The organism is Ilumatobacter sp., from assembly GCF_039969435.1.
Lineage (GTDB): Bacteria > Actinomycetota > Acidimicrobiia > Acidimicrobiales > Ilumatobacteraceae > Ilumatobacter_A.
This window is the reverse complement of sequence record NZ_JBDVNU010000009.1, coordinates 441,796-461,503: the sequence shown is the minus strand read 5'-3', so window position 1 is coordinate 461,503 and position 19,708 is coordinate 441,796. Positions and strand designations below refer to the sequence as shown.

The window sequence follows — 19,708 nt, the reverse complement described above, 5'->3', positions numbered from 1 at the left end:
AGGTCGACGAGAAGTTCAGTCCTCGCGAAGATCGAACACGCCGTCGGCGAGCGAATCGGGGTCGGCGTCGGCCGGGTCGCCGTCGAAGATCACCTCGCCGTCGCGGAGGGCGATGAGGCGTTCGCTCGAGGAGACGCTCTGCAGTTCGTGGGTGGCGACGACGAGAGTCGCCCCGTCACCGTGCGCCCAGGTGAGCAGTTCGAGCAACGCGACCCGACCGGCTCGATCGAGGCCCACGAACGGTTCGTCGATCAGCATGACGTCGAACGGGCGGACGAATGCGATGGCGATCGCAGCCTTCTGCTTGAGGCCGCGACTGAACGTGGACGGCAGGTCGTCGGCGCGGTCGACGAGCCCGACCTTGTCCAGCAGCCACTCTGCGTGATCCTCCCAGTCGGTGGTGTCGTGCAGGCGTGCGATGTACTCGAGGTGCTGCCACACGGACAGGTCGTCGTAGAACACCGGCTGGTCGGACAGCACCGACAGCGCCGCCCGTGCGGGGATGCTGCCCAACGGGTGACCGGCGACGGTGGCGGACCCACCACTCGGCTCCAGCACGCCGGCGAGCATCCGCTGGAGCGTCGTCTTGCCCGATCCGTTGTGGCCGATCAACGACAACCTCTGGCCGGCGGGAACCTCGAGGTCGATGGGAGCGAGCGCGACGTTGTCGCCGTAGTGCTTCGTCAGCCCGTCGGTGCTGATGGCCGCAGGGACACTCGGAGGGGTCGATCGTGCACCCGCTCGACTGGCCGGACGGGTCGAATTCCTGCTCATGCTCTGCGCCCTTCCGCGAAGAATGTCCGGATCCCGACCACCCAACGATCGCGTCGAACGACCCACCAGACGGTCAGTGCGAGACACAGTGCCACGCCGACGAGCGATCGCCACACCGTCGGCCAGGTCGGCTCGAAACTGAGTGCCACGATCGGAAGTGCGCACGATGCGCTCAACACGACCGGGAGCGCTGCGGTGGCGACGTTGCTGAACCCGGCGAACTCCGGCATCGCGAACGGGCTCTCGGCGCCCCGGTCGGCGCCGAGGAGCGTGGTGTCGGCCACCCCGGGTGGGTCGGGTGAGTCCTTGACGGCGGTCACGACGCCGCCGATCGCGCCGGCCCACGCCAGCGGCACGGCGAGAGCGAACGCGGCAGCCACGTGGTCGGGGTCGAGGACACTCGCGGCGGCCGCCCCGATCAGCGCCGCGACCGCGAGCAGGGCGGCGGGTGCGACCAGATGGTGTGCGAACAGCCAGCCCCGCATGACCGGGAGGCCGTCGGTGAGGTCGGGTCGGTCGATCTCCTGTGCGAGGGGTTCGATCGCCTCGAGCCCGAGCAGGAAGGCGGCTGCGACCATCGGAACGAGCAGGAGCAGTGAGTTCGTCACGGCGAGCGACGCGGCGGCACCCGCCACGGCTGCCAGTGCGGCGATCCTCGTCAGGCGGGCCGTGGGCAGCCGTCCGATCGCCGTGAAGCCGCGACGCCAGACGAACCCGGGGACGCGGGTCCCGAGCATCCGGGCGTCGGTGGTCCCCCGGCGTCGGGGACGGTGGTCGGGCGCGGGTGCGTCGACCGGGATGCGACGTTCCGACGAGCGCTTGGACGCGAATCTCGACCGGGAGCGCACCGTCTCGGAGCGGAGTTGGCGACGCAGGAGCACGACGGTGCGGATGTCCTGCACCGTGGCGGCGAACCGCAACTGCGAGACGAGTTGACCGCGACGTTCCAGAGGCTCGAGTCGCAACCGACCTCCGAGCAGGAGTGCGGCGAGGATCAGTGCGACGGCGGCGGCGATCTCGATCGTGTCGCTGCCTCGCTGGCGGATTCCCCAGAAGAGGACGTCGCCGATCCCCGACGCGGGTCCGGGGACGGGGCGACCGCCGTCGGCGTCGACGTCGGTGGTCCATGCGCTCCACGCTGCGGTGCCCTGCCAGGCGAGCACACCGACCGAGACCCCGCTGGCGACCCACCTCGGCATGCGGATCGCATGGGCGACGACCGCTCCGCCGACGTAGAGCGATGCCAACAGGCCGGCGAACAGCACGCCGCTCCCTGCCCACGCGGCTCGTGATCCGTCGACCTCCCGCGCGATGAGCTGACCCACCACGCCGAATCCGAGTGCCAGCGCGAAGGCGATGGAACGCAGCCGCTGCACGATCGGGCGCAACAGGACGCGTCGCCGGTCGACCGGGGCAAGCAACAGGTGGCGCACGTCGGCCGACTCGACCGACACGGGCCCGCCGTCGGCGCCGTTGCGCATCCCGATGCCGAGCGCGAGCGCGGCGACAACGCCGGCGATCGACGGACCGCGGGCGAGCAGTCGTGCGGTGGTGACGTCGTCGTCGATGAGGCCGCGAATCGAGTCGGAGGTGACCACGACGGCAATGCACCCCACCAGCGCGAACAGGTACACGCGGTAGAGGACGTCGAACCATTCGGTGTCGCCGAGGCGTCGGTCACGCCGTGCGCGGCGCAGGTCACTCACCACCGATGCGTCGTGCCGCAGCGCCATCGGACGTGACGGTACCGGTCGGGCGCGGTTCTGCGCCGTGTGTCACGTGACGCCCACCTGCCATGCGGACGTGACGGCCGAGCGCCAGACTGGTGGGGTGATGTCTGCAACCGGTGACCCCGCCCGCCACTCCAGCGCACCGGGTGCGTCCCGCTCGCCCCGCACGCTGCGCCGATCCATCGCCCTGATCGCCGCTGTGGGCGTCGCGTTCACCGCCTGTTCGAGCAGCGACGACAGCGTGTCGTCGCAGGACAGCGTGTCGGCCGAGGTCGAACGGGCGGACGATGTCGCTGATGCCGAGGCTGCTCCGGCGGACTCCACCGGGAACTCGTCGACCGGGTCCGTCGCGGACGCGACCGACGATGCCGTCCAGGCGGAGCCCGCAGCGCTGCAGCAGAGTGGCCCGATCGCGGTCGACGGTGCGCCGCTCGTGCCGTTCGAGAGCACGAACGGCGACCCTGCGATCGGTGTGGCTGCACCGGTCGTCACGGGCCAGAGCTTCGACGGCAGCGAGATCGTCATCGGTGCTCCCACCGAGAACCCGACGATGATCGTGTTCCTCGCTCACTGGTGTCCGCACTGCAACGACGAGGTGCCGGTGCTGCTCGGGCTCGAGGAGTCCGGCGATCTCCCCGAAGGTCTGGACGTGGTCGGTGTGAGCACGGCCACGTCGGCCGACCGGCCGAACTACCCGCCGTCGGAGTGGATCGTCGACAAGGGCTGGGAGTGGCCGACGATGGCCGACGACGAGGACCTCGCTGCGATCAACGCATTCGGAGGGACCGGTTTCCCGTTCACCGTCGTCCTCGACTCCGACGGCACCGTCCTCGCCCGGCGCTCGGGTGAGGCGAGTGCCTCCGACACGATCGCGTTCCTCGACACCGCACTCGCCGAAGCAACGGCCTGAACCGCCGCCCACCCGGCCGTCGATCCGGCCGTCACCTCGGGCCTTGGCCCGCCCGGTCGTTAGCCTGCGGACCGATGACCGACCCCACCACCGGATCTGTTCGCCGCATCGGATTCTTCGGGCCGTTCGGCACCTTCACCCAGCAGGCGCTGCGCACGATCGAGTCCCCCGACGCCGCGGAGCACGTGCCGTTCCGCACGGTTCCCGACGTGCTCGACGCCGTGCAGAGCGGCGTGGTCGATGCCGGGTTCGTCCCGATCGAGAACTCGATCGAGGGGATGGTCAACTTCACCCAGGACGCTCTCGCGTTCGACCACGACCTGATCATCACGAACGAGGTCGTGATCGACATCGAGCACTGCCTGCTCGTTCGCCCTGACGCCTCGCTCGACGACGTGACCACCCTGTTGTCGATCCCGGTCGCGACGGCGCAGTGCCACCGCTACCTGCGCGACCGGATGCCCGACGTCGAGATCGTGCCAGCGTCGTCCACCGCCGACGCAGCCCGCAGGGTCGCCGAGTCCGACGACCCGACCGTCGCCGCACTGGCACCTCGGGTGGCCGCCGAGGTCTACGGACTCGACATCGCCGAGTCGGACATCGCCGACCACGCCGGCAACCAGACCCGGTTCGTGATGGTGGCGAGGTCGGGGGTCAGCGCACCGACCGGTCACGACCGCACCGCTCTCGTCGTGTACCAACGCGCCGACGAGCCCGGCAGTCTGATCGCGATCCTCCAGGAGTTCGCGGCGCGCCGGATCAACCTCTCCAACCTGTTCAGCCGACCGACCAAGGCCGGCGGCCTCGGCGACTACTGCTTCATCATCTACGCCGACGGACACGTCACCGACGAACTCGTGGCCGACACGATGCGTTCGTTGCACGCCAAGCAGGGCGGAGTGAAGTTCCTGGGCTCGTATCCGGCCGCCGGCGAGTCGGCGGCGACCGAACGTGAGCACGTGGGCGGCCGCTGGCGTGAAGCCGACGACTGGCTGGCCGACATCCGCGCCGACGTCGCTCGCTGATTCTCCTCCCCGGCGCCGGGGACACGGTGTGCGACCATGAGGCGATGAGCACCGCACCGTCCGCCGATCAGCCCGTCACCGTCGTCACCGGGGCGAATTCCGGGATCGGTCGTGCGACCGCCCTGCACCTCGCCTCGGTCGGCCATCACGTCGTCGGCACCGTGCGGTCGCTCGACAAGGCGGACAAGCTGCTCGCGAAGGCCGACGAGGCAGGCGTGCACGTCGATCTCGTCGTGGCCGACGTGGCCGACGACGCATCGGTGACGGCCGGGTTCGAGGAGATCCTGTCGCGAGCGGGCCGGGTCGATCACCTCGTCAACAACGCCGGCGTGGGCGGCAACGGCGTCGTGGAGGAGACCAGTTCGCAGGACTACCTCGACGTGATGAACGTCAACCTGTGCGGGGTCACGAGGTGTACACAGGCGGTGCTGCCCCAGATGCGTGAGCGCGGGAGCGGCACGATCGTCAACATCACGTCGGTGGCCGGTCGGATCGCGGCGCTCGCCCAGGCGCCCTACGTCGCGTCGAAGTGGGCGCTCGAAGGGCTCAGCGAACTCCTCGCCCAGGAGGTCGCACCGTTCGGTATCCGGGTGGCGATCATCGAGCCCGGCGTGACGCAGTCGTCGATCTTCGCGAAGAACGTCGACCTCCCGAACCACACCGGGGCCTACGACGCCCAGTACCGGCGGATGTTCCAGTTCTACGCAGCGGGCATGGTCGGCGCGACGCCTGCGCTGGAAGTGGGCAAGGTCATCGAGCACGCGATCACGACCGACGAGCCCAGACTGCGCTACCCGGTCAGCTGGGCGGGCGTCGAGATGGCCGGGCTGCACGATCGCATCGACGACGCCGACTGGATCGGGCTCGGCACGATCGTCGACGACGCCGACTACAACGCCCGGTTCGCCGAGATCTTCGGCGTCGACATCTCGACCTGACGCTCGGCGATCGGACCGATGGGCCGGCCTGATGTCTCGGCCTGACAGGCCGGCCTGACGTGTCGGCGCTCGGTCGGGACGGGGACGACACAGCGCCGATCACCGGCTGTGACCTTCGACTCGCGTGCGTCCGCCCGACGGGGTCACGCCGTGCGATCGGAGCGTGGCCGCGGGTGTCCCGTGAGCAGCGAGTTCGCGCACATGCGTCCGATCCGCTCCCGGATCCACCGTCGGGCTCCTGGTGCGAGCCGGTGCGAGGGTGACGAGTCGAGTCGATCCGACGGTGCCTATCGTCGCCGTCATGACCGTGCACGACGACCGATCCGACGCGTCTGCGGACATGGAGACCCGGCGGAACGCCCGTCATCACTTCGATCCCGGACTCGCCCGGACCGAGGTGCTGCCGGTCACCGTTCGGGAGGACCCCGATCGTGGTGGAGCGTCGCAGTGGAGCGACGGGAATGCGCGGACGGACGAGTATCCGGTGGTCGAGGCAGGCTCCGGTGTCGGCCGGGCCCACGACGATCATGCGTCGGGCCGTGGGGTCGATGCTGCGTCGACGGGGACCGCACAACTCGCCGTGTCCGTGGTCGTTCCTGGAGCCGCCACCTGGCGTCGCAACGCGCTGATCGCCGTCGTCCTGTTCGCCCTCGGTGTCGCCGCGCCGGTGCTGCTGGTCGGATGGGTCGCCGTCCGACGCTCGCAGATCGTCGGGCTCGCTCTCGACCCCACCTTCCTGCTGGTCGTGATGGCGGTCGGTGTGCTGGCGGTGCTCACACGCGTGATCGCGATCGGCGAGGTCGCGCTGGCTCACCGACGAAGCCGGGGGATCGAGACGCGCACGATCGTCGCGCTGGTCGTGACGGCGGCGCTCAGCGCACCGGTCGTGTACGCCGTGACCGAGACGGCGTCGGCCCGCTCGGCCGTTGCCGACGTGTTCTCCGCCGACAGCGGAGATCCGCTGTTCGTCCCCGAGAACCCGGGGTTGACCGCCGCCGGCGTCGCCGTCGACCCCGACGCCGTCACGAACATCCTGATCGTCGGCGGCGATGCGGGGCCGGGTCGTTGGGGCATGCGCACCGACACGATGATGATCGTCACCGTCCACGACGCATCCGGCCGCATGGCGCTGACGTCGATCCCGCGCAACCTCACGTCGTTGCAGTTCCCTCCCGGTTCACCGCTCGCCGCCGAGTTCCCCGACGGCTTCGACGACCTCGCGAACGCACTCTTCACCCACGTCAACACCGACCCGCAACTCGTCGAGCACTACGGAGCGAACGGGATGCAGCCCGAGGCGATCGCGTTGATCGAGGCCCTGGGCTACTCGCTCGACGTGGAGATCGACGACTTCGCGGTGGTCAACATGCAGGGGTTCACCGAGGTCATCGACGCCGTGGGTGGCGTGACGCTCGAACTCGGACAGACCGTGCCGCTCCCACCGAGCCTGCCCGGGGAACGTGCCCTCCCGTCCGAGATCGGACCCGGCTTCGTCGAGATGGACGGAGCGATGGCGATCGCCTACGCCCGCTCCCGCTCCGCCGATTCCGACTACCAGCGGATGGGGCGGCAGCGCCAGTTGCTCGCAGCGCTGGGAACACAGATCTCGCCGCTCGCCGCCGCCGGGGCGTTCGCGTCCGTCACCGGCGTGCTCGAGGACTCGATGCGCACGTCGTTGTCGGCAGGAGAGTTCGACGGCCTGCTCGACCGTCTGGGCGACAACTCGGCGATCAGTGAATCCGTCGGCCTCGCGCCGCCGCTGATCGAACCGGGCTCGCCGGACTACGACCAGATCAGGATGATCGTCGCCGGAGTCCAGCAGTCGCTGATCGACGACGTGCCGTCCGGCTACGCCGGCTGAACCGGACCACGTCCGGGTGGCCCGGCACCACTCGATCCGCGAGAACCCTGACGGGTGGAGAATCCGGTCCGGCCTACGCTCCGTGCGATGCCACGCACGATCGACCCGGTCGTCACCGCTTTCGGATCCGTCGCTCAACCCACGTTCGAACTCGGTGACGGACTGATACTTCGCCCGTTCGGATTCCTCGACGAATCGATCGTGCGCGCTGCCTTCTCGTCACCCGACATCGTCCGGTGGCACCACTTCCGAGTGGACACCGAGGCCGATGCCGTCGCGTGGATCGAACGGACACACGCGAAGTGGGTGCAGGAGGAGTCGGCAGACTGGTTGATCGAGGAGGGCGGAGTCGGCGTCGGTCGCGTCGGCTTCCACGCCGATGCGCTGCGCGGCAATGCGGAGATCGCGTACTGGTTGCTGCCTTCCGGTCGTGGCCGCGGTCTGGTGACCAGCGCTGCGTACGCGGTCACGGAGTGGGCGCACGACCTCCGGTTCCACCGCGTCGTCCTGCAGCATTCCCTGCACAATCCGGCGTCGTGTGCCGTGGCCGCCCGACTGGGCTATTCCTTCGAAGGGACGGCACGCCAGCAGGATCTCCACGTCGACGGCTGGCACGACATGCACCAGCACGCACACGTCGCCGGCGACTCGCTGACCCGGACGTCGCCCGGTGGATGATCAGGGGACCGGCGGAGGAACGAGGACGATCTTGCCCACGTGGCGCTTGGACATGAACTCCCGCTGGGCGTCGGCGATCTCCGACAGCGGGAGCGTCGTCGCGACGATCGGGCGGATCTCGTCGCGTTCGACGTAACCGACGAGATCGGTGAAGACGTGCGGGGGTTGGTACGTCGCACCGAGCAGCGAGAGGTCCTTGAGGTAGAGGGAGCGCACGTCGAGTTCGGTGATCGGTCCGGCGATGGCCCCGGACGTGACGTATCGCCCACCGGGCCGCAGAACGTCCAGCAGCCCCGGCCACTGCGGGCCCGCCACGAGGTCGGCCACCACGTCGATCGAGTTCGAGCCGAGTTCGGTGAGCAGGTCGCCGTCGCGATCGACCACGCGGCTCGCACCGAGCTCGCGCACCGCGTCGGACTTCGCAGCGCTGCACACCGCAATCACCTCGGCGCCGCGCCGCGAGGCGAGTTGCACCAGAGCGGAACCGACTCCACCGGAGGCACCGGTGATCAGCACCCGCTCGGCGCCGACCTGCGCTCGCCGCAGCATGTTCTCGGCGGTCGAACTCGCACACGGGATCGATCCGAGTTCCACGTCGCTCCAATCGCTGTCCACGGCGATTGCGTCGACGGAGTCGGCGACGACGAACTGCGCGAACCCTCCGTCGCGCTCGGCCCCGAGCGTCGTGAACTCGAACGGAACGAGTGACTCGTCCACGTCGCGCACCGGTGCCATGGATCGGAGCAGGACGCGCTCGCCGATCCGGGCAGGGGCGATCCCGCCACCGACGGCCATGATCACGCCGCACACGTCGGCGCCCTGGATCCGGGGAAAGGCGAGCGACGCTCCCGACCAGGGTGCGTCACTCGAATCGCCCGAGGAGACGACGGACTCGGCGTCGCTGGTGTCGAGTCCGTCGCTGGTGCCGGAGTTCACCGACTTCGAGTACCAGCCGACCCTCGTGTTGATGTCGGTGTTGTTCACCCCGGCGGCCCGCACGTTGACCAACACCTCGCCCGATCGAGCGGTGGGGACGGGAACGTCGGTCCGGTACTCGAGTCGGTCGAGTCCGCCATGACCCGTCAGCAGCACGGCCGCCATGTGCGCCGGGATGCTCGTCGCCGAGTGCGTCACGATCTCGGCGGAGGATGAATCGGCTGCCTCCGTCGTCATCGTCCCATCAGTTCACCGAAGGCGGTGCAGTTCGGGTTCTCGCACATCGACGGCTCACCGGGTGCTTCCGGTGGCAACGCGCTGACGCCGCAAGCGGAGCAGATCGGCGAGACGTCATCGTCGTCGGTGTCGTCCCACAGATCGCTCATCGCTGCAGTGTCGCCGCCGATCGCGCATTTCGTCCATCGGTCGGCATCCGACCGGACCGGCGCCTCCGCGTACTCTGGCGTCCATGATCTTCAGCTGCGGCGAGGCCCTGATGGACCTCGTCCCCGAGCCGGTGCCCGGAGGCGGGCCGATGAACGTCGCCATCGCCGCAGCACGACTCGGTGCTCCGGCTTCCTTCGTCGGCGGCATCTCGACCGACCACTTCGGCGATCTGCTCTGGTCGCACATCGAGTCGAACGGCGTCGACATGTCACTGAGTCGGCGGTTCGACGCCCCCACCGCACGTGCGATCGTCGAGCACGTCCCGCAGCTGAGGTTCCGCTTCGAGGGCGAGGGCACCGCCGACACGATGCTCGACTCGATCGACGGAGGTCTCGTGCGCGGTCCGGCCAACGTCGTGCACGGTGGCACGCTCGGCATGTTCCGCGGGGTGGCGGCCGAGGCGTATGCGAACCTGGCGGCGATCCACGACGGGCTCGTCTCGCTCGACCCGAACGTCCGCCCCCGGATGATCGGGGATCGCGCGGCCTGGGACGCCTTCCACGAGCGGTGGCTCCCTCATGTCGATCTCTACAAGGGTTCCGACGAAGACCTGTCGTGGATCTGGCCCGATCGATCTCCCGAGGAGTCGGCGGCATGGCTGCTCGAGCGGAGAGTCGGCGCAGTCATCGTCACCCGAGGGAGTGCCGGCCTGTCGATTCTCACACCGGCCGGGGAGTCGTTCGCGCCGGCGCCGACCGTCGAGGTGGTCGACACCGTGGGTGCGGGCGACACGATCGTCGGCGTGGTGCTCACGTCGATCGTCGAGCACTTCGACGGTGCTGCGATCGACCTCGGTGACATCTCGTCGACGGTGTGGCAACGCGTCGCGGAACGTGCGGTGACCGCGGCCGCCATCACCTGTTCACGCGCCGGCGCCGACGTCCCCTTCCGCCACGAACTCGACTGGTGAAACCAAACGGTGTCAGACACCGTTTCTCAGCGGGGCTTGGCGCCGCCGCCGACGCGGAGGATCTCGCCGCTCACCCAGCTCGCGGCGTCCGACGCCAGATAGAGGCAGGCCGCACCGATGTCCTGGGGCGTGCCGAGGCGACCGAGCGGGATGTTCCAGGCGTCGAGCAGTTCGTCCAACTGGTCCTCGGTCTTGCCGACAGCTGTCAGCATCACCTCGGTCGGGATCGCACCGGGCGCCACGGCGTTGACCCTGATGGCGGGCGCCAGTTCGGCCGACAGCGTCCACGTCAGCGAGTTCGTCCCCGCCTTCGCCGCCCCGTAGTGCGCGCTTCCGGGCACCGGCCCCGAACCGGCACCGGACGAGATGTTGACGATGGAACCGGTTCCGGTGGTCGCGGTGATGTGGCGTGCGGCCACGAGTGAGCCGACGTAGACCGACGTGAGGTTGAGCGCGATCGTGCGGTCCCACTCCGCTCGGGGGAGATCGGCGAGCGGCATTCGCATCGGCGAACCACCGGCGTTGTTCACCCAGGTGGTGAGCGACCCGAACTCGTCGACGGTGGCCTGGGCGAGAGCCTCGACCGCATCGTCGTCCGTGACGTCGGTGGTCACCGCGATGGCCCGGCCCCCGGCCGATCGGATCGACTCCGCGACCGCCTCGATCTCGTCGGTTCGTCGCGCAGCCACGACGACCGCCGCGCCGGCCTCGGCGAACGACCGGGCGATGCCCTCACCGATCCCGCGCCCTCCACCCGTGACCACCGCCACCTTGCCGGTCATGTCGAACAGTTGCGGAGTCGTCCGGTCGTTCATCGACCCAGTGTCGCGATCGACCGTCGCCCGGCTCCGATCGGACGTCGGGCTGGCCTGGGCCCGGGTGGGGGCGTGCCGGGGTGGGGTCAGATCCGTTCGATGATGATCGCCGGTGCCATGCCGCCGGCGGCGCACATCGTGACGAGGCCGATCTGCTTGTCGGTGCGTTCCAACTCGTCGAGGATCGTGCCGATCAGGATCGCCCCGGTCGCACCGATCGGATGCCCGAGAGCGATCGCCGCACCGTTCACGTTGACCTTGCTGCGGTCGAGGTCGAGGTCGCGCTGGAACTTCTCGGACACGACGGCGAACGCCTCGTTGATCTCGAACAGGTCGATGTCGTCGAGCGTCATCCCGGCACGCTCCAGCACCTTGCGCGTCGCGGGCACGGGTGCGTTGAGCATCAACGTCGGAGAGTCGCCCATGTTCGCCATCGCGACGATGCGCGCACGCGGCGTCATCCCTTCACGCTGGGCGTACTCGGAGTTCGCGATGAGGATGGCGGCAGCGCCGTCGACCACGCCCGACGAGTTCCCCGCATGGTGCATGTGCTCGATCTTGAGCCCGTCGAACTCCTTCTCGATCTGCTGGTTCAGGGTGGGCCCGCCCTCGTAGGCCGGGTACCCACCGAACTTGGTGAACGACGGCGCCAGCCCGGCGAGACCTTCCAGGGTCGTCTGCGGGCGTGGGTACTCCTCGCGGTCGAGCAGGACGTTGCCGTCGTCGTCCGTCACGGCGATGAGCGACTTGTCGAAGCGGCCCTCCTCGATCGCGACGGCCGCCCGACGCTGCGACTCGACCGAGAGTTCGTCGAGGGCCTGGCGTGAGATTCCTTCGAGCGTGGCGATCGCATCGGCGCACACGCCCTGGTGGCTCTGCGGGTGCAGCGAGTCGAGGTGCAGGTTGCCGCGGTGCATGCCGCCGGCGGGGTTGTGGCTGTCCTCGCGGGAGCGCGACATCATCTCGGTGCCACCGGCGACGACCATGTCCTCCATGCCGGATGCGACCATGCCCGCAGCGAGGTTCGCGGTGGTGATGCCCGAACCGCAGAAGCGGTCGATCGTGGTTCCGCTGGCCTTGACGCTCCAGCCGGCGTCGAGCAGCGCCATGCGGCCGAGATCGCCGCCCTGGTTGCCCGACTGCATCGACGTGCCCCAGATGACGTCGTCGACCTTCGACGTGTCGAGGTCGTTGCGTTCGGCGAGTGCGCGCAGCACCGAGGCGCCGAGTCGCTGGGGGTGCATGTCGGCGAGCGCTCCCTTGCCCTGCTTGCCGATGCCGCGAGGTGTGCGGCACGCATCGATGATCCAGGCTTCTGACATGTGAGTTCTCCGTTCGAGGTGTCCGTGACGATCCCGAGTGTTGTCGTTCCGCTCCGATGCGGACGATTCGGCAGGCACACGACACACCGCCCCGGAGGTGCGGGCACCGCTCAGCGTTCGGCTCGGCTCTGCGGGACCTTCGTCTCCCAGAACGTCGATCCGGCCTCGGGTTCGATCACCCGACCGTCGACTTCGAGCGTGATCCGGAACAGAGGCGAGAGCAGCCACGACGGCTCCGTGCGCACGACGCAGGCGTGACCGGCGACGTCCACACGTTGCGTGGTCTTCCACGTGAACCACGTGGCGCTCTCGGCGAGTCGTTCGCCGTCCACGTCGACGGTGCGCCGCCCGCTCCAGTACGTCCACTCGAGGCGCAACTCCCGGGGCGTGCCGTCGAGGTCGAACCTCCACGTCTTCACGTAGGTCGTGTCCGCCGCTTTCGGCTTCTCGGTGTCCATGCGCGACCGGTACCCACGCCGGTCGGCTTCGAATCAGGCGTGCTCGTCGGCGTGGATCGCGGCGCGGACCCGGTCGGCGATCTCCTCGGCGCTGGCGCCGGGGGTGAGCACGGTGGTGATGCCGCACTCGGCGAGCGCTTCGAGATCGTGGTCGGGGACGATGCCCCCGAGGATCACCGGGATCTCGATGCCGCGCTTGCGGACCTCCTCGACGACCATCGGAGCGAGGGTCATGTGGGCGCCCGACAGCATCGACAGCCCGATGGCGTCGACGTCCTCGTCGACCGCGGCCGCCGCAACGGTCTCGGGGGTCTGGAACAGACCGGTGTACACGACCTCGAAGCCCGCGTCGCGCAGGATGCGCGCCACGACCTTGATGCCTCGGTCGTGTCCGTCGAGTCCGACCTTCGCGACGAGGATGCGTTCACCCGCCATCGTCAGATGACCGGGACTTCGACGTGACGACCGAACTCGGATTCCATGGTGCCCATGATCTCACCGATCGTCGCGTAGACCTTCACCGCGTCGATCAGAGCGGGCATCAGGTTGATCTCGGGGTCCTGGGCCTCGCTGCGCACACGTGCCAACGCAGCGTCGACGGCTGACTGATCGCGGTCCTGGCGGACCTTGTCGAGCCGCTTGCGCTGCTTGGTCTCGTCCTCGCCGGAGATCCGCAGGAGCTCCATCTGGTCGTCGTCGTTCCCGTCCTTGAAGGCGTTGACGCCGACGCGGATGTGGTCACCGGAGTTGAGGCGTCGCTCCAACTCGTAGGCCGAATCGGCGAGGCGACCCTGGAACCAGTTCTCCTCGATGCCTTGGATCACGCCCTCGAGCATCGACCCGTCGCCGAGTTCGTCGAGGTACGCGAACATCTCCTCGGCCCGCCGCTCCATCTCGTCGGTCAGCGCCTCGACGTAATACGACCCACCGAGTGGATCGGCCACGTGGGCCACGTTCGTCTCGTGGGCGATCACCTGCTGGGTGCGCAGCGCGATGCGCGCCGACTTCTCCGTGGGCAGGGCGAGTGCCTCGTCCATCGAGTTGGTGTGCAGCGACTGCGTTCCCCCGAGGACCCCGGCCAGCGCTTCGATCGCCGTTCGCACGATGTTCACCTCGGGCTGCTGTGCGGTGAGCGACACGCCTGCGGTCTGCGTGTGGAACTTGAGCTGCATCGACTTCTCGTTCGTGGCGCCGTAGCGCTCCTTCATCCAGCGTGCCCAGATGCGACGTGCCGCGCGGTACTTGGCGATCTCCTCGAAGAAGTCGATGTGGGCGTTGAAGAAGAAGCTGAGGCGGGGTGCGAACGTGTCGATCGGGAGTCCGGCCTCGAGCGCCAACTCGACGTAGGCGAAACCGTTCGCGAGCGTGAACGCGAGTTCCTCGGCGGCCGTGGAGCCGGCTTCGCGGATGTGGTACCCGGAGATGGAGATCGAGTTCCAGCGCGGCATCTCCGCCGCGGTGAAGTCGATCGTGTCACGCACCAGTCGCATCGACTGGCGGGGCGGGAACACGTACTCCTTCTGCGCCTGGTACTCCTTCAGGATGTCGTTCTGCAGCGTGCCGCCGAGTTGAGCGCGCGGGGTCCCGGCCTGCTCGGCCTGAGCGATGAACATCGCGAAGATCACCGCGGCAGGCGAGTTGATGGTCATCGACGTGGTGATCTCGCCGAGGTCGATCCCTGCGTACAGGTCCTCCATGTCGGCGAGCGTGTCGATCGCGACGCCGCAGCGTCCGACCTCGCCGAGTGACATGGCGTTGTCGGAGTCGATGCCGAGCAGCGTCGGCATGTCGAACGCGGTCGAGAGGCCGGTGCCGCCCGACTTGATGATCTCCTTGAAGCGCCAGTTGGTGTCCTCGGCCGTGCCGAACCCGGCGAACATGCGCATCGTCCACAACTTCGAGCGGTACATCGACGCGTACGGACCCCGCGTGTAGGGGTACTGCCCCGGGAATTCGCCGTCGTCGGGCCCGTAGACCGGATCGACATCGATGCCCGACATCGTGGCGTACGGCTGGTCGTCGCGGATCCGTGATGCGTCGAACGCCTCTTGCCATTGCTCGCGGTTCGTCATGCACCGAAACTACCCCGGTGATCAATTCCCCGGCGAAGCCATCTATTCTCGCGAGTCGGGCCGGAAGAGGAAGGGACGACACATGAGTCGAGAACAGTTGGTCAGGATCGCCAGGCGAAACCTGGCACACACCGCCGCAGGGACCCAGGACCAGGCCGATGGTGTGGTCCAGGTCCCCGTCACGAACTACTTCGACGAGGATCGTTGGCGCGAGGAGATGGAGAAGGTGTTCGGGCGCCTCCCCGTGGTGGTCGCCGCGTCGTGTGAACTCGCCGCGCCGAATTCCTACATCGCCGGCGAGGTCGCCGGTACCCCGTTCCTCGTCACCCGGGGGGACGACGGTGAACTCCGTGGCTTCTACAACATGTGCAGCCACCGTGGCGCCATCGTCACCGAGCCGGGCACGGGGTCTGCTCGCCGCCACACGTGCCCGTACCACGCCTGGTCCTACGACAGCCGTGGCCGCCTCGCAGGCGTCATGGACGCCGACGACTTCGGTGACATCGATCGGGACTGCCTCGGCCTCACGCCGCTCAGCGTGGCGGAACGAGCCGGGCTCGTGTGGTTGTACCGCACGTCGAACCCGCTCGTCGACATCGACACGTTCCTGTGCGGGTACGACGAGATGCTCGCCCACCACCGCTTCGACCAGTGTCACGTCGTCGGCCGCCAGGTCATCGCCGGACCGAACTGGAAGGTGGCGTACGACGGCTACCTCGACTTCTACCACCTGCCGATCCTCCACAAGGACACGTTCGGTCCCGAGATGTCGACCAAGGCCAACTACGACGCGTGGGGCCCGCACCAACGCGTCACGTCACCGGGCCGCGGCTGGGAACGGATCGTCGACGTCGACGAATCCGAGTGGGACGACAGCCACCTGATCGGCGGGGTCTGGACGATCTTCCCGCACGTCTCGATCGCGGCGTTCGACGATGGTCGCATGTACATGGTGTCGATGCTCTACCCGGGCGACGATCCCGGTTCGTCGTTCACCACGCAGATGTTCCTCCACTCGGGCCCGGCGCCGGTGGACGCGGACGACATCGCGTCCGAGGCCGACTACGTGAAGAAGCGGATGGAGTTCAATCACCACGTCGTGAAGGACGAGGACTACTTCACCGGCCTGAGGATCCAGCGAGCCCTCCGGTCGGGCGGCAAACAGTTCAACCTGTTCGGCCGCAACGAGGGTGGCGGCCAACGCTTCCACGGGTTCCTCGACACGCTGCTCGCCACCCCCGACGACGAGCTCTCGTCGCTGTTCAAGTCGCTGCACGACTGACCCGCCCGGCCGGGCGGACGCTGTCAGACCGAGTCGAGCACGGCGACGCGTCCGTCGTCGGTCTGCGCCTGGATGACGTAGAACGACGCCTCACGCGCCAGGCGCTGAGCGGGGTGCGACAGGTCCATGCCTGCGCCGCCGACTGCCGCCAGCAGGGCGGTCGTGGCGCGCTGCCCCAGATCGAGGCACGCCGCCCGGTGACGGCTCGCCGCACCGACGGCCCCGTCGTCGTCCGACGGATCCTCGTCGGGCAGAGCGGCGAGCCGGGCCGTGATCTCGTCGTCGACCTCCCACCGACGGGCCAGCTCGTCGGTGAGTCGGCCCGCGGCCCGGTTCGCCGGGTCGTCCGGGGTGCGCGCCGCTCCACGGAGCAGGTGGATCGCGCGTGCTGCCACACCGAGGATCGCCGGGGACCCGACCGAGGCTCGACGGCGATCCCCCGCCCGCCACGCGTCGATGCCGTGGACACCGATCGTGTCGGCGTCGGCCACGACCGCTCCGTCGAACCCGATCTCCACCGTGCCCGTCGACGAGAACACCGGCAGTGCGAGAACGGATGCCGTCACTCCCGGCCCACCGTCGCCGGGGAGCATCGACCACACCATGCGTCCGTCGTCGGTCGTCGCTGCGACGGCGAAGCGCTCGGCGATGCCCCACGACGTGGCCCACGGGGCCTTCCCGTCGAGGCGCCATCCCTCCGCGACTCGGGTGGCACGCACTGCCGTCGATCCGGTGCGGCGGACGTGGGCGAATGCGGTGCCTGCGACGATCGAACCGTCGAGCAGCGCCGGCAGGGTTGCGGTGCGAAGCGTGACGTTCGCGGACGCGGCGACCGTTCGCACCACGCCGTGATGTTGGACCCACACGAAGAAGGTGGCACCGCATCCACCGGCGATCGCCGCCATCGCCCGTCGGGACGATCCGACCGACAGGCCGTCGAGCGAGAAGAGACCCGCCTGGCGGAGCGCGTCGAAGTGCGAGGCGGGAATCGACGAACGGTCGACGACCTGCGCCCGAGGGAAGAGGACCTCGTCGGCGATGCGCTGTGCCCGACCGATCGAGTCGTGATCGGCGGACCCGAGGTCATCCTGGGCCGCGTCGTTGCCGGTCGCCTCCCGCTCGTCCACGCTCCTGCTGGTCACGTGCTCGGCGGTCACGTCCACCACCCTGCCCGAGCCGGTGCCGGATGCCAACCGGGAGACTCCGATCGACGGACCCGGCCACGGGCGAACGCCGACCGGTGGGCTCGGCGACGGACCGCGCCGATGGTGTCGTGCCGCTTCGTCGGACGGTGTCGCTCGTCGTTACCTTCGGCGCAGCGGACCGACCGGGTTCGACGAGGCACCGACACACAGGCACCGAGACACAGGGACGGACGCACATGACCGACACGGACACCCAGGGGGCACCGGAGCCGGGCTCGCTGTTGGACAGATTCGCTCTGACCGACGGCGTCGCGGTCGTCACGGGTGCAGGACGCGGCATCGGGGAAGGGATCGCAGTCGGGCTCGCCGAGGCGGGATGCGACGTCGTGTTGACCGCCCGGCGCAACGCCGAGATCGAGGCGGTCGCCGAGCGGGTCCGCGCACTCGGCCGACGCGCGCTGGCCATCCCCGGCGACATCACCGACGGCGAGTTCGTCGAGGAACTGGCGCGGCGGGCGAAGGACGAGATGGGCAAGGTCACGCTGTGGGTCAGCAACGCCGGGGGCGCCGACGATCGCACGCCGCGCCACCTCGCCGACATGCCCGACCGGCAGTGGGACTACCAACTCGACCTGAACCTGCGTGCGGTCTTCACGTGTTCCCGCGCGGCCGCGGGCGTGCTCGACGACGGCGGATCGATCATCAACATCTCGTCGGGCGCTGCGCTCAAGCCGTCGCCGAACAACGGGCCCTACGCCGTTGCCAAGGCGGGGGTCGACAGCCTGACCCGCACGATGTCGGCCGAGTTGGCGCCGCGGGGGATCCGGGTGAACGGTGTGGCCCCCGGGCCCGTGCCGACCGAGGTGTTCATGGAGTTCTTCGGTGCGTCGGAGGACGACCTTCCCGGTCTCGGCAGGAAACTGGGGATCCCACTCGGTCGCCTCGGCACGCCGGAGGACGTGGCGAACGCCGTCGTGTTCCTCGCGTCCCCCGCAGCATCCTGGGTCACCGGCCAGACGCTGCTCGTCAACGGTGGGAATCGCTGAGACGAGCGACCGACCATGTCACCCGGGGAGATCGACGCGTTCCTCGCCGAGCCGCGTGACGCGGTGGTGAGCGTGCTCCTGGCGTCGGGTCGCGTGATGGGCACGCCGGTGTGGTTCCGCTGGGTCGACGGCGTGGTGCGGTTCCAGAGCCCGGTCACGTCGGCCAAGACCGCAGCGATCCGTCGCACCGGGCGCGCCAGCCTGTGCGTCCACGATCAGCCGTTGCCGTTGGCGCGCTACGTCACGCTCGAAGGGCCCGTGCGCGAAGTCGAGTTCGACCTCGATGCCGACATCGGCGCCGCGGCCGCGCACTACCTCGGCGACGGAGCGGGAGCGTTCCTCGACGGGATCGAACGTGCGCTCGCCGCAGGTCGACGCTGGGCGAGCTTCGAACTGACACCCGAATCGGTGAGCGCGAAGGCGCAGCGACTCGGCTGACCCGGCTGGGCCGGCCCGCTCCGGGTGGTTCACCCCGTCCGGACGTCGGCGTTGTAGCCGATCGTCGTGCGGTGCAGCAGACGTTCGTGGCCTTCGTAGCCACCCGTCGCCCGGTGCAGCACACAGCGGTTGTCCCACATCACGAGCATCTCGGGCTCCCAGACGTGGCGGTACTGGAACTCCTCGCGCGTCTGCCAGTGGTAGAGATCGGTGAGCAACGTGCGCGCTTCGTCGACGTCATCGGGATCGTCGTTCATCCCGTCGATGCCGATGATGTAGCCGAGCACCGAGTACAGCGTCTCGGCCCCCGTCTCCGGGTGGATCCGCACGAGGGGATGCAACTGCGTCGCATAGGCGTCGGCGCTCGGTCGGATCTGCATCGACCGGTCCGAGTCGTCGTCGTCGCCGTAGGTGCCGTCGGGTGCGTACCCGCCCCGGGCGGAGTGGATCGCGACACGCCCCTCGATCCTCGAACGCAGGTCGGCCGGCATCGCCTCGAGTGCCGCCTGCTGGTTGCTGAACAGCGTGTCGCCCCCGACCGGGGGAATCGTCTTGGCGTACAGGCAGGTGCCGTCGGGCGGGAACTCCTGGAAGCTCCAGTCGGCGTGCCAGTTCTCCGCGAACAGCGACGACGTCTCGTTCGCCGTTCGGCGGATGGCGGCGATGTGGGGATGACCCTCGATCGATGCGAAGAAGGGGTCGTCGCCGAAGGGACCGAACCGCAGCGTGAACGCTTCGAGGTCGTCGTCGGAGAGGTCCTGGTCGGGGAACGCGAGAACCTTGTGTTCGAGCCACGCGGAACGGATCTCGCGCACGGTTGCATCGTCGAGACCGCATTGCGCCATGTCGTGGAGGTCGAGCCCCCGCACCGTCGCGCCACATGCCTGGCCGGATGGAACGACATCGATTCCCATGACGCCG

At 68.9% G+C, this 19,708-nt stretch carries 20 protein-coding genes; 9 read left to right on the top strand and 11 right to left on the bottom strand.

All coding sequences use genetic code 11. The features are described 5' to 3' along the window. Positions 1–15: 15 nt before the first annotated feature. Entirely contained in the window at positions 16–774 is a 759-nt protein-coding gene (locus ABJK40_RS06245) for an ABC transporter ATP-binding protein (protein ID WP_348480007.1), read from the bottom strand. After that, positions 771–2,507, bottom strand: a complete 1,737-nt coding sequence (locus ABJK40_RS06240; protein ID WP_348480008.1) for a hypothetical protein — start codon at positions 2,505–2,507, stop codon at positions 771–773. The genes ABJK40_RS06245 and ABJK40_RS06240 overlap by 4 nt, the downstream gene beginning before the upstream one ends. Before the next feature lie 100 nt (positions 2,508–2,607). Here ABJK40_RS06240 and ABJK40_RS06235 point away from each other — a divergent pair, with 100 nt between their 5' ends. The 5 genes from ABJK40_RS06235 to ABJK40_RS06215 all read left to right on the top strand — a co-directional run bounded on the left by ABJK40_RS06235 (position 2,608) and on the right by ABJK40_RS06215 (position 7,916). Continuing rightward, positions 2,608–3,414, top strand: coding sequence for a TlpA disulfide reductase family protein (locus ABJK40_RS06235; protein ID WP_348480009.1), 807 nt, complete (start codon positions 2,608–2,610; stop codon positions 3,412–3,414). A 74-nt stretch (positions 3,415–3,488) separates the two neighbouring features. Next, on the top strand, positions 3,489–4,439 hold the full coding sequence (gene pheA / locus ABJK40_RS06230) for a prephenate dehydratase (protein ID WP_348480010.1): 951 nt from the start codon (positions 3,489–3,491) through the stop codon (positions 4,437–4,439). A gap of 44 nt (positions 4,440–4,483) precedes the next feature. Next, positions 4,484–5,377: an SDR family oxidoreductase gene (locus tag ABJK40_RS06225; protein ID WP_348480011.1), complete on the top strand. Its 894-nt coding sequence runs from the start codon at positions 4,484–4,486 to the stop codon at positions 5,375–5,377. Positions 5,378–5,678: 301 nt separating this feature from the next. Beyond that, complete coding sequence (locus ABJK40_RS06220; RefSeq protein WP_348480012.1) at positions 5,679–7,238, top strand: LCP family protein; 1,560 nt, start codon at positions 5,679–5,681, stop codon at positions 7,236–7,238. A gap of 87 nt (positions 7,239–7,325) precedes the next feature. Continuing rightward, entirely contained in the window at positions 7,326–7,916 is a 591-nt protein-coding gene (locus ABJK40_RS06215; protein WP_348480013.1) for a GNAT family N-acetyltransferase, read from the top strand. Here ABJK40_RS06215 and ABJK40_RS06210 read toward each other — a convergent pair whose 3' ends face one another. Both ABJK40_RS06210 and ABJK40_RS06205 read right to left on the bottom strand, forming a co-directional pair. Continuing rightward, the gene (locus ABJK40_RS06210; RefSeq protein WP_348480014.1) at positions 7,917–9,089 is read right to left on the bottom strand and encodes an alcohol dehydrogenase family protein; all 1,173 of its coding nucleotides are present in this window, start codon (positions 9,087–9,089) and stop codon (positions 7,917–7,919) included. Then, entirely contained in the window at positions 9,086–9,238 is a 153-nt protein-coding gene (locus ABJK40_RS06205) for a hypothetical protein (RefSeq protein WP_348480015.1), read from the bottom strand. Before ABJK40_RS06205 ends, ABJK40_RS06210 begins: the two co-directional genes overlap by 4 nt. An 83-nt stretch (positions 9,239–9,321) precedes the next feature. Here ABJK40_RS06205 and ABJK40_RS06200 point away from each other — a divergent pair, with 83 nt between their 5' ends. Next, on the top strand, positions 9,322–10,209 hold the full coding sequence (locus ABJK40_RS06200; RefSeq protein ID WP_348480016.1) for a carbohydrate kinase: 888 nt from the start codon (positions 9,322–9,324) through the stop codon (positions 10,207–10,209). Between the two features lie 26 nt (positions 10,210–10,235). Here the strand turns inward: ABJK40_RS06200 and ABJK40_RS06195 are convergent, their stop codons facing one another. The 5 genes from ABJK40_RS06195 to ABJK40_RS06175 all read right to left on the bottom strand — a co-directional run bounded on the left by ABJK40_RS06195 (position 10,236) and on the right by ABJK40_RS06175 (position 14,876). Beyond that, complete coding sequence (locus tag ABJK40_RS06195) at positions 10,236–11,024, bottom strand: glucose 1-dehydrogenase (protein WP_348480017.1); 789 nt, start codon at positions 11,022–11,024, stop codon at positions 10,236–10,238. A gap of 86 nt (positions 11,025–11,110) precedes the next feature. After that, positions 11,111–12,346, bottom strand: coding sequence for an acetyl-CoA C-acetyltransferase (locus ABJK40_RS06190; RefSeq protein ID WP_348480018.1), 1,236 nt, complete (start codon positions 12,344–12,346; stop codon positions 11,111–11,113). A gap of 110 nt (positions 12,347–12,456) precedes the next feature. Continuing rightward, on the bottom strand, positions 12,457–12,804 hold the full coding sequence (locus ABJK40_RS06185) for a hypothetical protein (protein WP_348480019.1): 348 nt from the start codon (positions 12,802–12,804) through the stop codon (positions 12,457–12,459). A 33-nt stretch (positions 12,805–12,837) separates the two neighbouring features. Next, on the bottom strand, positions 12,838–13,239 hold the full coding sequence (locus ABJK40_RS06180; RefSeq protein WP_348480020.1) for a cobalamin B12-binding domain-containing protein: 402 nt from the start codon (positions 13,237–13,239) through the stop codon (positions 12,838–12,840). Positions 13,240–13,241: 2 nt separating this feature from the next. Continuing rightward, positions 13,242–14,876, bottom strand: coding sequence for a methylmalonyl-CoA mutase family protein (locus tag ABJK40_RS06175; RefSeq protein ID WP_348480021.1), 1,635 nt, complete (start codon positions 14,874–14,876; stop codon positions 13,242–13,244). Positions 14,877–14,958: 82 nt separating this feature from the next. On the opposite strand from ABJK40_RS06175, the gene ABJK40_RS06170 reads away from it, so the two are divergent. Continuing rightward, positions 14,959–16,158, top strand: coding sequence for an aromatic ring-hydroxylating dioxygenase subunit alpha (locus ABJK40_RS06170; RefSeq protein WP_348480022.1), 1,200 nt, complete (start codon positions 14,959–14,961; stop codon positions 16,156–16,158). Between the two features lie 23 nt (positions 16,159–16,181). Here ABJK40_RS06170 and ABJK40_RS06165 read toward each other — a convergent pair whose 3' ends face one another. After that, the gene (locus tag ABJK40_RS06165; protein WP_348480023.1) at positions 16,182–17,315 is read right to left on the bottom strand and encodes an acyl-CoA dehydrogenase family protein; all 1,134 of its coding nucleotides are present in this window, start codon (positions 17,313–17,315) and stop codon (positions 16,182–16,184) included. A gap of 224 nt (positions 17,316–17,539) precedes the next feature. On the opposite strand from ABJK40_RS06165, the gene ABJK40_RS06160 reads away from it, so the two are divergent. Continuing rightward, complete coding sequence (locus tag ABJK40_RS06160; RefSeq protein WP_348480024.1) at positions 17,540–18,349, top strand: SDR family oxidoreductase; 810 nt, start codon at positions 17,540–17,542, stop codon at positions 18,347–18,349. A 15-nt stretch (positions 18,350–18,364) separates the two neighbouring features. Next, positions 18,365–18,787, top strand: coding sequence for a pyridoxamine 5'-phosphate oxidase family protein (locus ABJK40_RS06155; protein WP_348480025.1), 423 nt, complete (start codon positions 18,365–18,367; stop codon positions 18,785–18,787). Positions 18,788–18,816: 29 nt separating this feature from the next. On the opposite strand, the gene ABJK40_RS06150 is transcribed toward ABJK40_RS06155, so the two are convergent. Next, positions 18,817–19,701, bottom strand: coding sequence for a TauD/TfdA family dioxygenase (locus ABJK40_RS06150; protein WP_348480026.1), 885 nt, complete (start codon positions 19,699–19,701; stop codon positions 18,817–18,819). Positions 19,702–19,708 lie beyond the last annotated feature (7 nt).

Excerpts from the sequence above, each read along its gene's own strand:
- ABJK40_RS06245 (WP_348480007.1), bottom strand. The coding sequence starts at position 774 with ATGAGCAGGAATTCGACCCGTCCGGCCAGTCGAGCGGGTGCACGATCG.
- ABJK40_RS06240 (WP_348480008.1), bottom strand. The coding sequence starts at position 2,507 with ATGGCGCTGCGGCACGACGCATCGGTGGTGAGTGACCTGCGCCGCGCA.
- ABJK40_RS06235 (WP_348480009.1), top strand. The coding sequence starts at position 2,608 with ATGTCTGCAACCGGTGACCCCGCCCGCCACTCCAGCGCACCGGGTGCG.
- pheA (WP_348480010.1), top strand. The coding sequence starts at position 3,489 with ATGACCGACCCCACCACCGGATCTGTTCGCCGCATCGGATTCTTCGGG.
- ABJK40_RS06225 (WP_348480011.1), top strand. The coding sequence starts at position 4,484 with ATGAGCACCGCACCGTCCGCCGATCAGCCCGTCACCGTCGTCACCGGG.
- ABJK40_RS06220 (WP_348480012.1), top strand. The coding sequence starts at position 5,679 with ATGACCGTGCACGACGACCGATCCGACGCGTCTGCGGACATGGAGACC.
- ABJK40_RS06215 (WP_348480013.1), top strand. The coding sequence starts at position 7,326 with ATGCCACGCACGATCGACCCGGTCGTCACCGCTTTCGGATCCGTCGCT.
- ABJK40_RS06210 (WP_348480014.1), bottom strand. The coding sequence starts at position 9,089 with ATGACGACGGAGGCAGCCGATTCATCCTCCGCCGAGATCGTGACGCAC.
- ABJK40_RS06205 (WP_348480015.1), bottom strand. The coding sequence starts at position 9,238 with ATGAGCGATCTGTGGGACGACACCGACGACGATGACGTCTCGCCGATC.
- ABJK40_RS06200 (WP_348480016.1), top strand. The coding sequence starts at position 9,322 with ATGATCTTCAGCTGCGGCGAGGCCCTGATGGACCTCGTCCCCGAGCCG.
- ABJK40_RS06195 (WP_348480017.1), bottom strand. The coding sequence starts at position 11,024 with ATGAACGACCGGACGACTCCGCAACTGTTCGACATGACCGGCAAGGTG.
- ABJK40_RS06190 (WP_348480018.1), bottom strand. The coding sequence starts at position 12,346 with ATGTCAGAAGCCTGGATCATCGATGCGTGCCGCACACCTCGCGGCATC.
- ABJK40_RS06185 (WP_348480019.1), bottom strand. The coding sequence starts at position 12,804 with ATGGACACCGAGAAGCCGAAAGCGGCGGACACGACCTACGTGAAGACG.
- ABJK40_RS06180 (WP_348480020.1), bottom strand. The coding sequence starts at position 13,239 with ATGGCGGGTGAACGCATCCTCGTCGCGAAGGTCGGACTCGACGGACAC.
- ABJK40_RS06175 (WP_348480021.1), bottom strand. The coding sequence starts at position 14,876 with ATGACGAACCGCGAGCAATGGCAAGAGGCGTTCGACGCATCACGGATC.
- ABJK40_RS06170 (WP_348480022.1), top strand. The coding sequence starts at position 14,959 with ATGAGTCGAGAACAGTTGGTCAGGATCGCCAGGCGAAACCTGGCACAC.
- ABJK40_RS06160 (WP_348480024.1), top strand. The coding sequence starts at position 17,540 with ATGACCGACACGGACACCCAGGGGGCACCGGAGCCGGGCTCGCTGTTG.
- ABJK40_RS06155 (WP_348480025.1), top strand. The coding sequence starts at position 18,365 with ATGTCACCCGGGGAGATCGACGCGTTCCTCGCCGAGCCGCGTGACGCG.
- ABJK40_RS06150 (WP_348480026.1), bottom strand. The coding sequence starts at position 19,701 with ATGGGAATCGATGTCGTTCCATCCGGCCAGGCATGTGGCGCGACGGTG.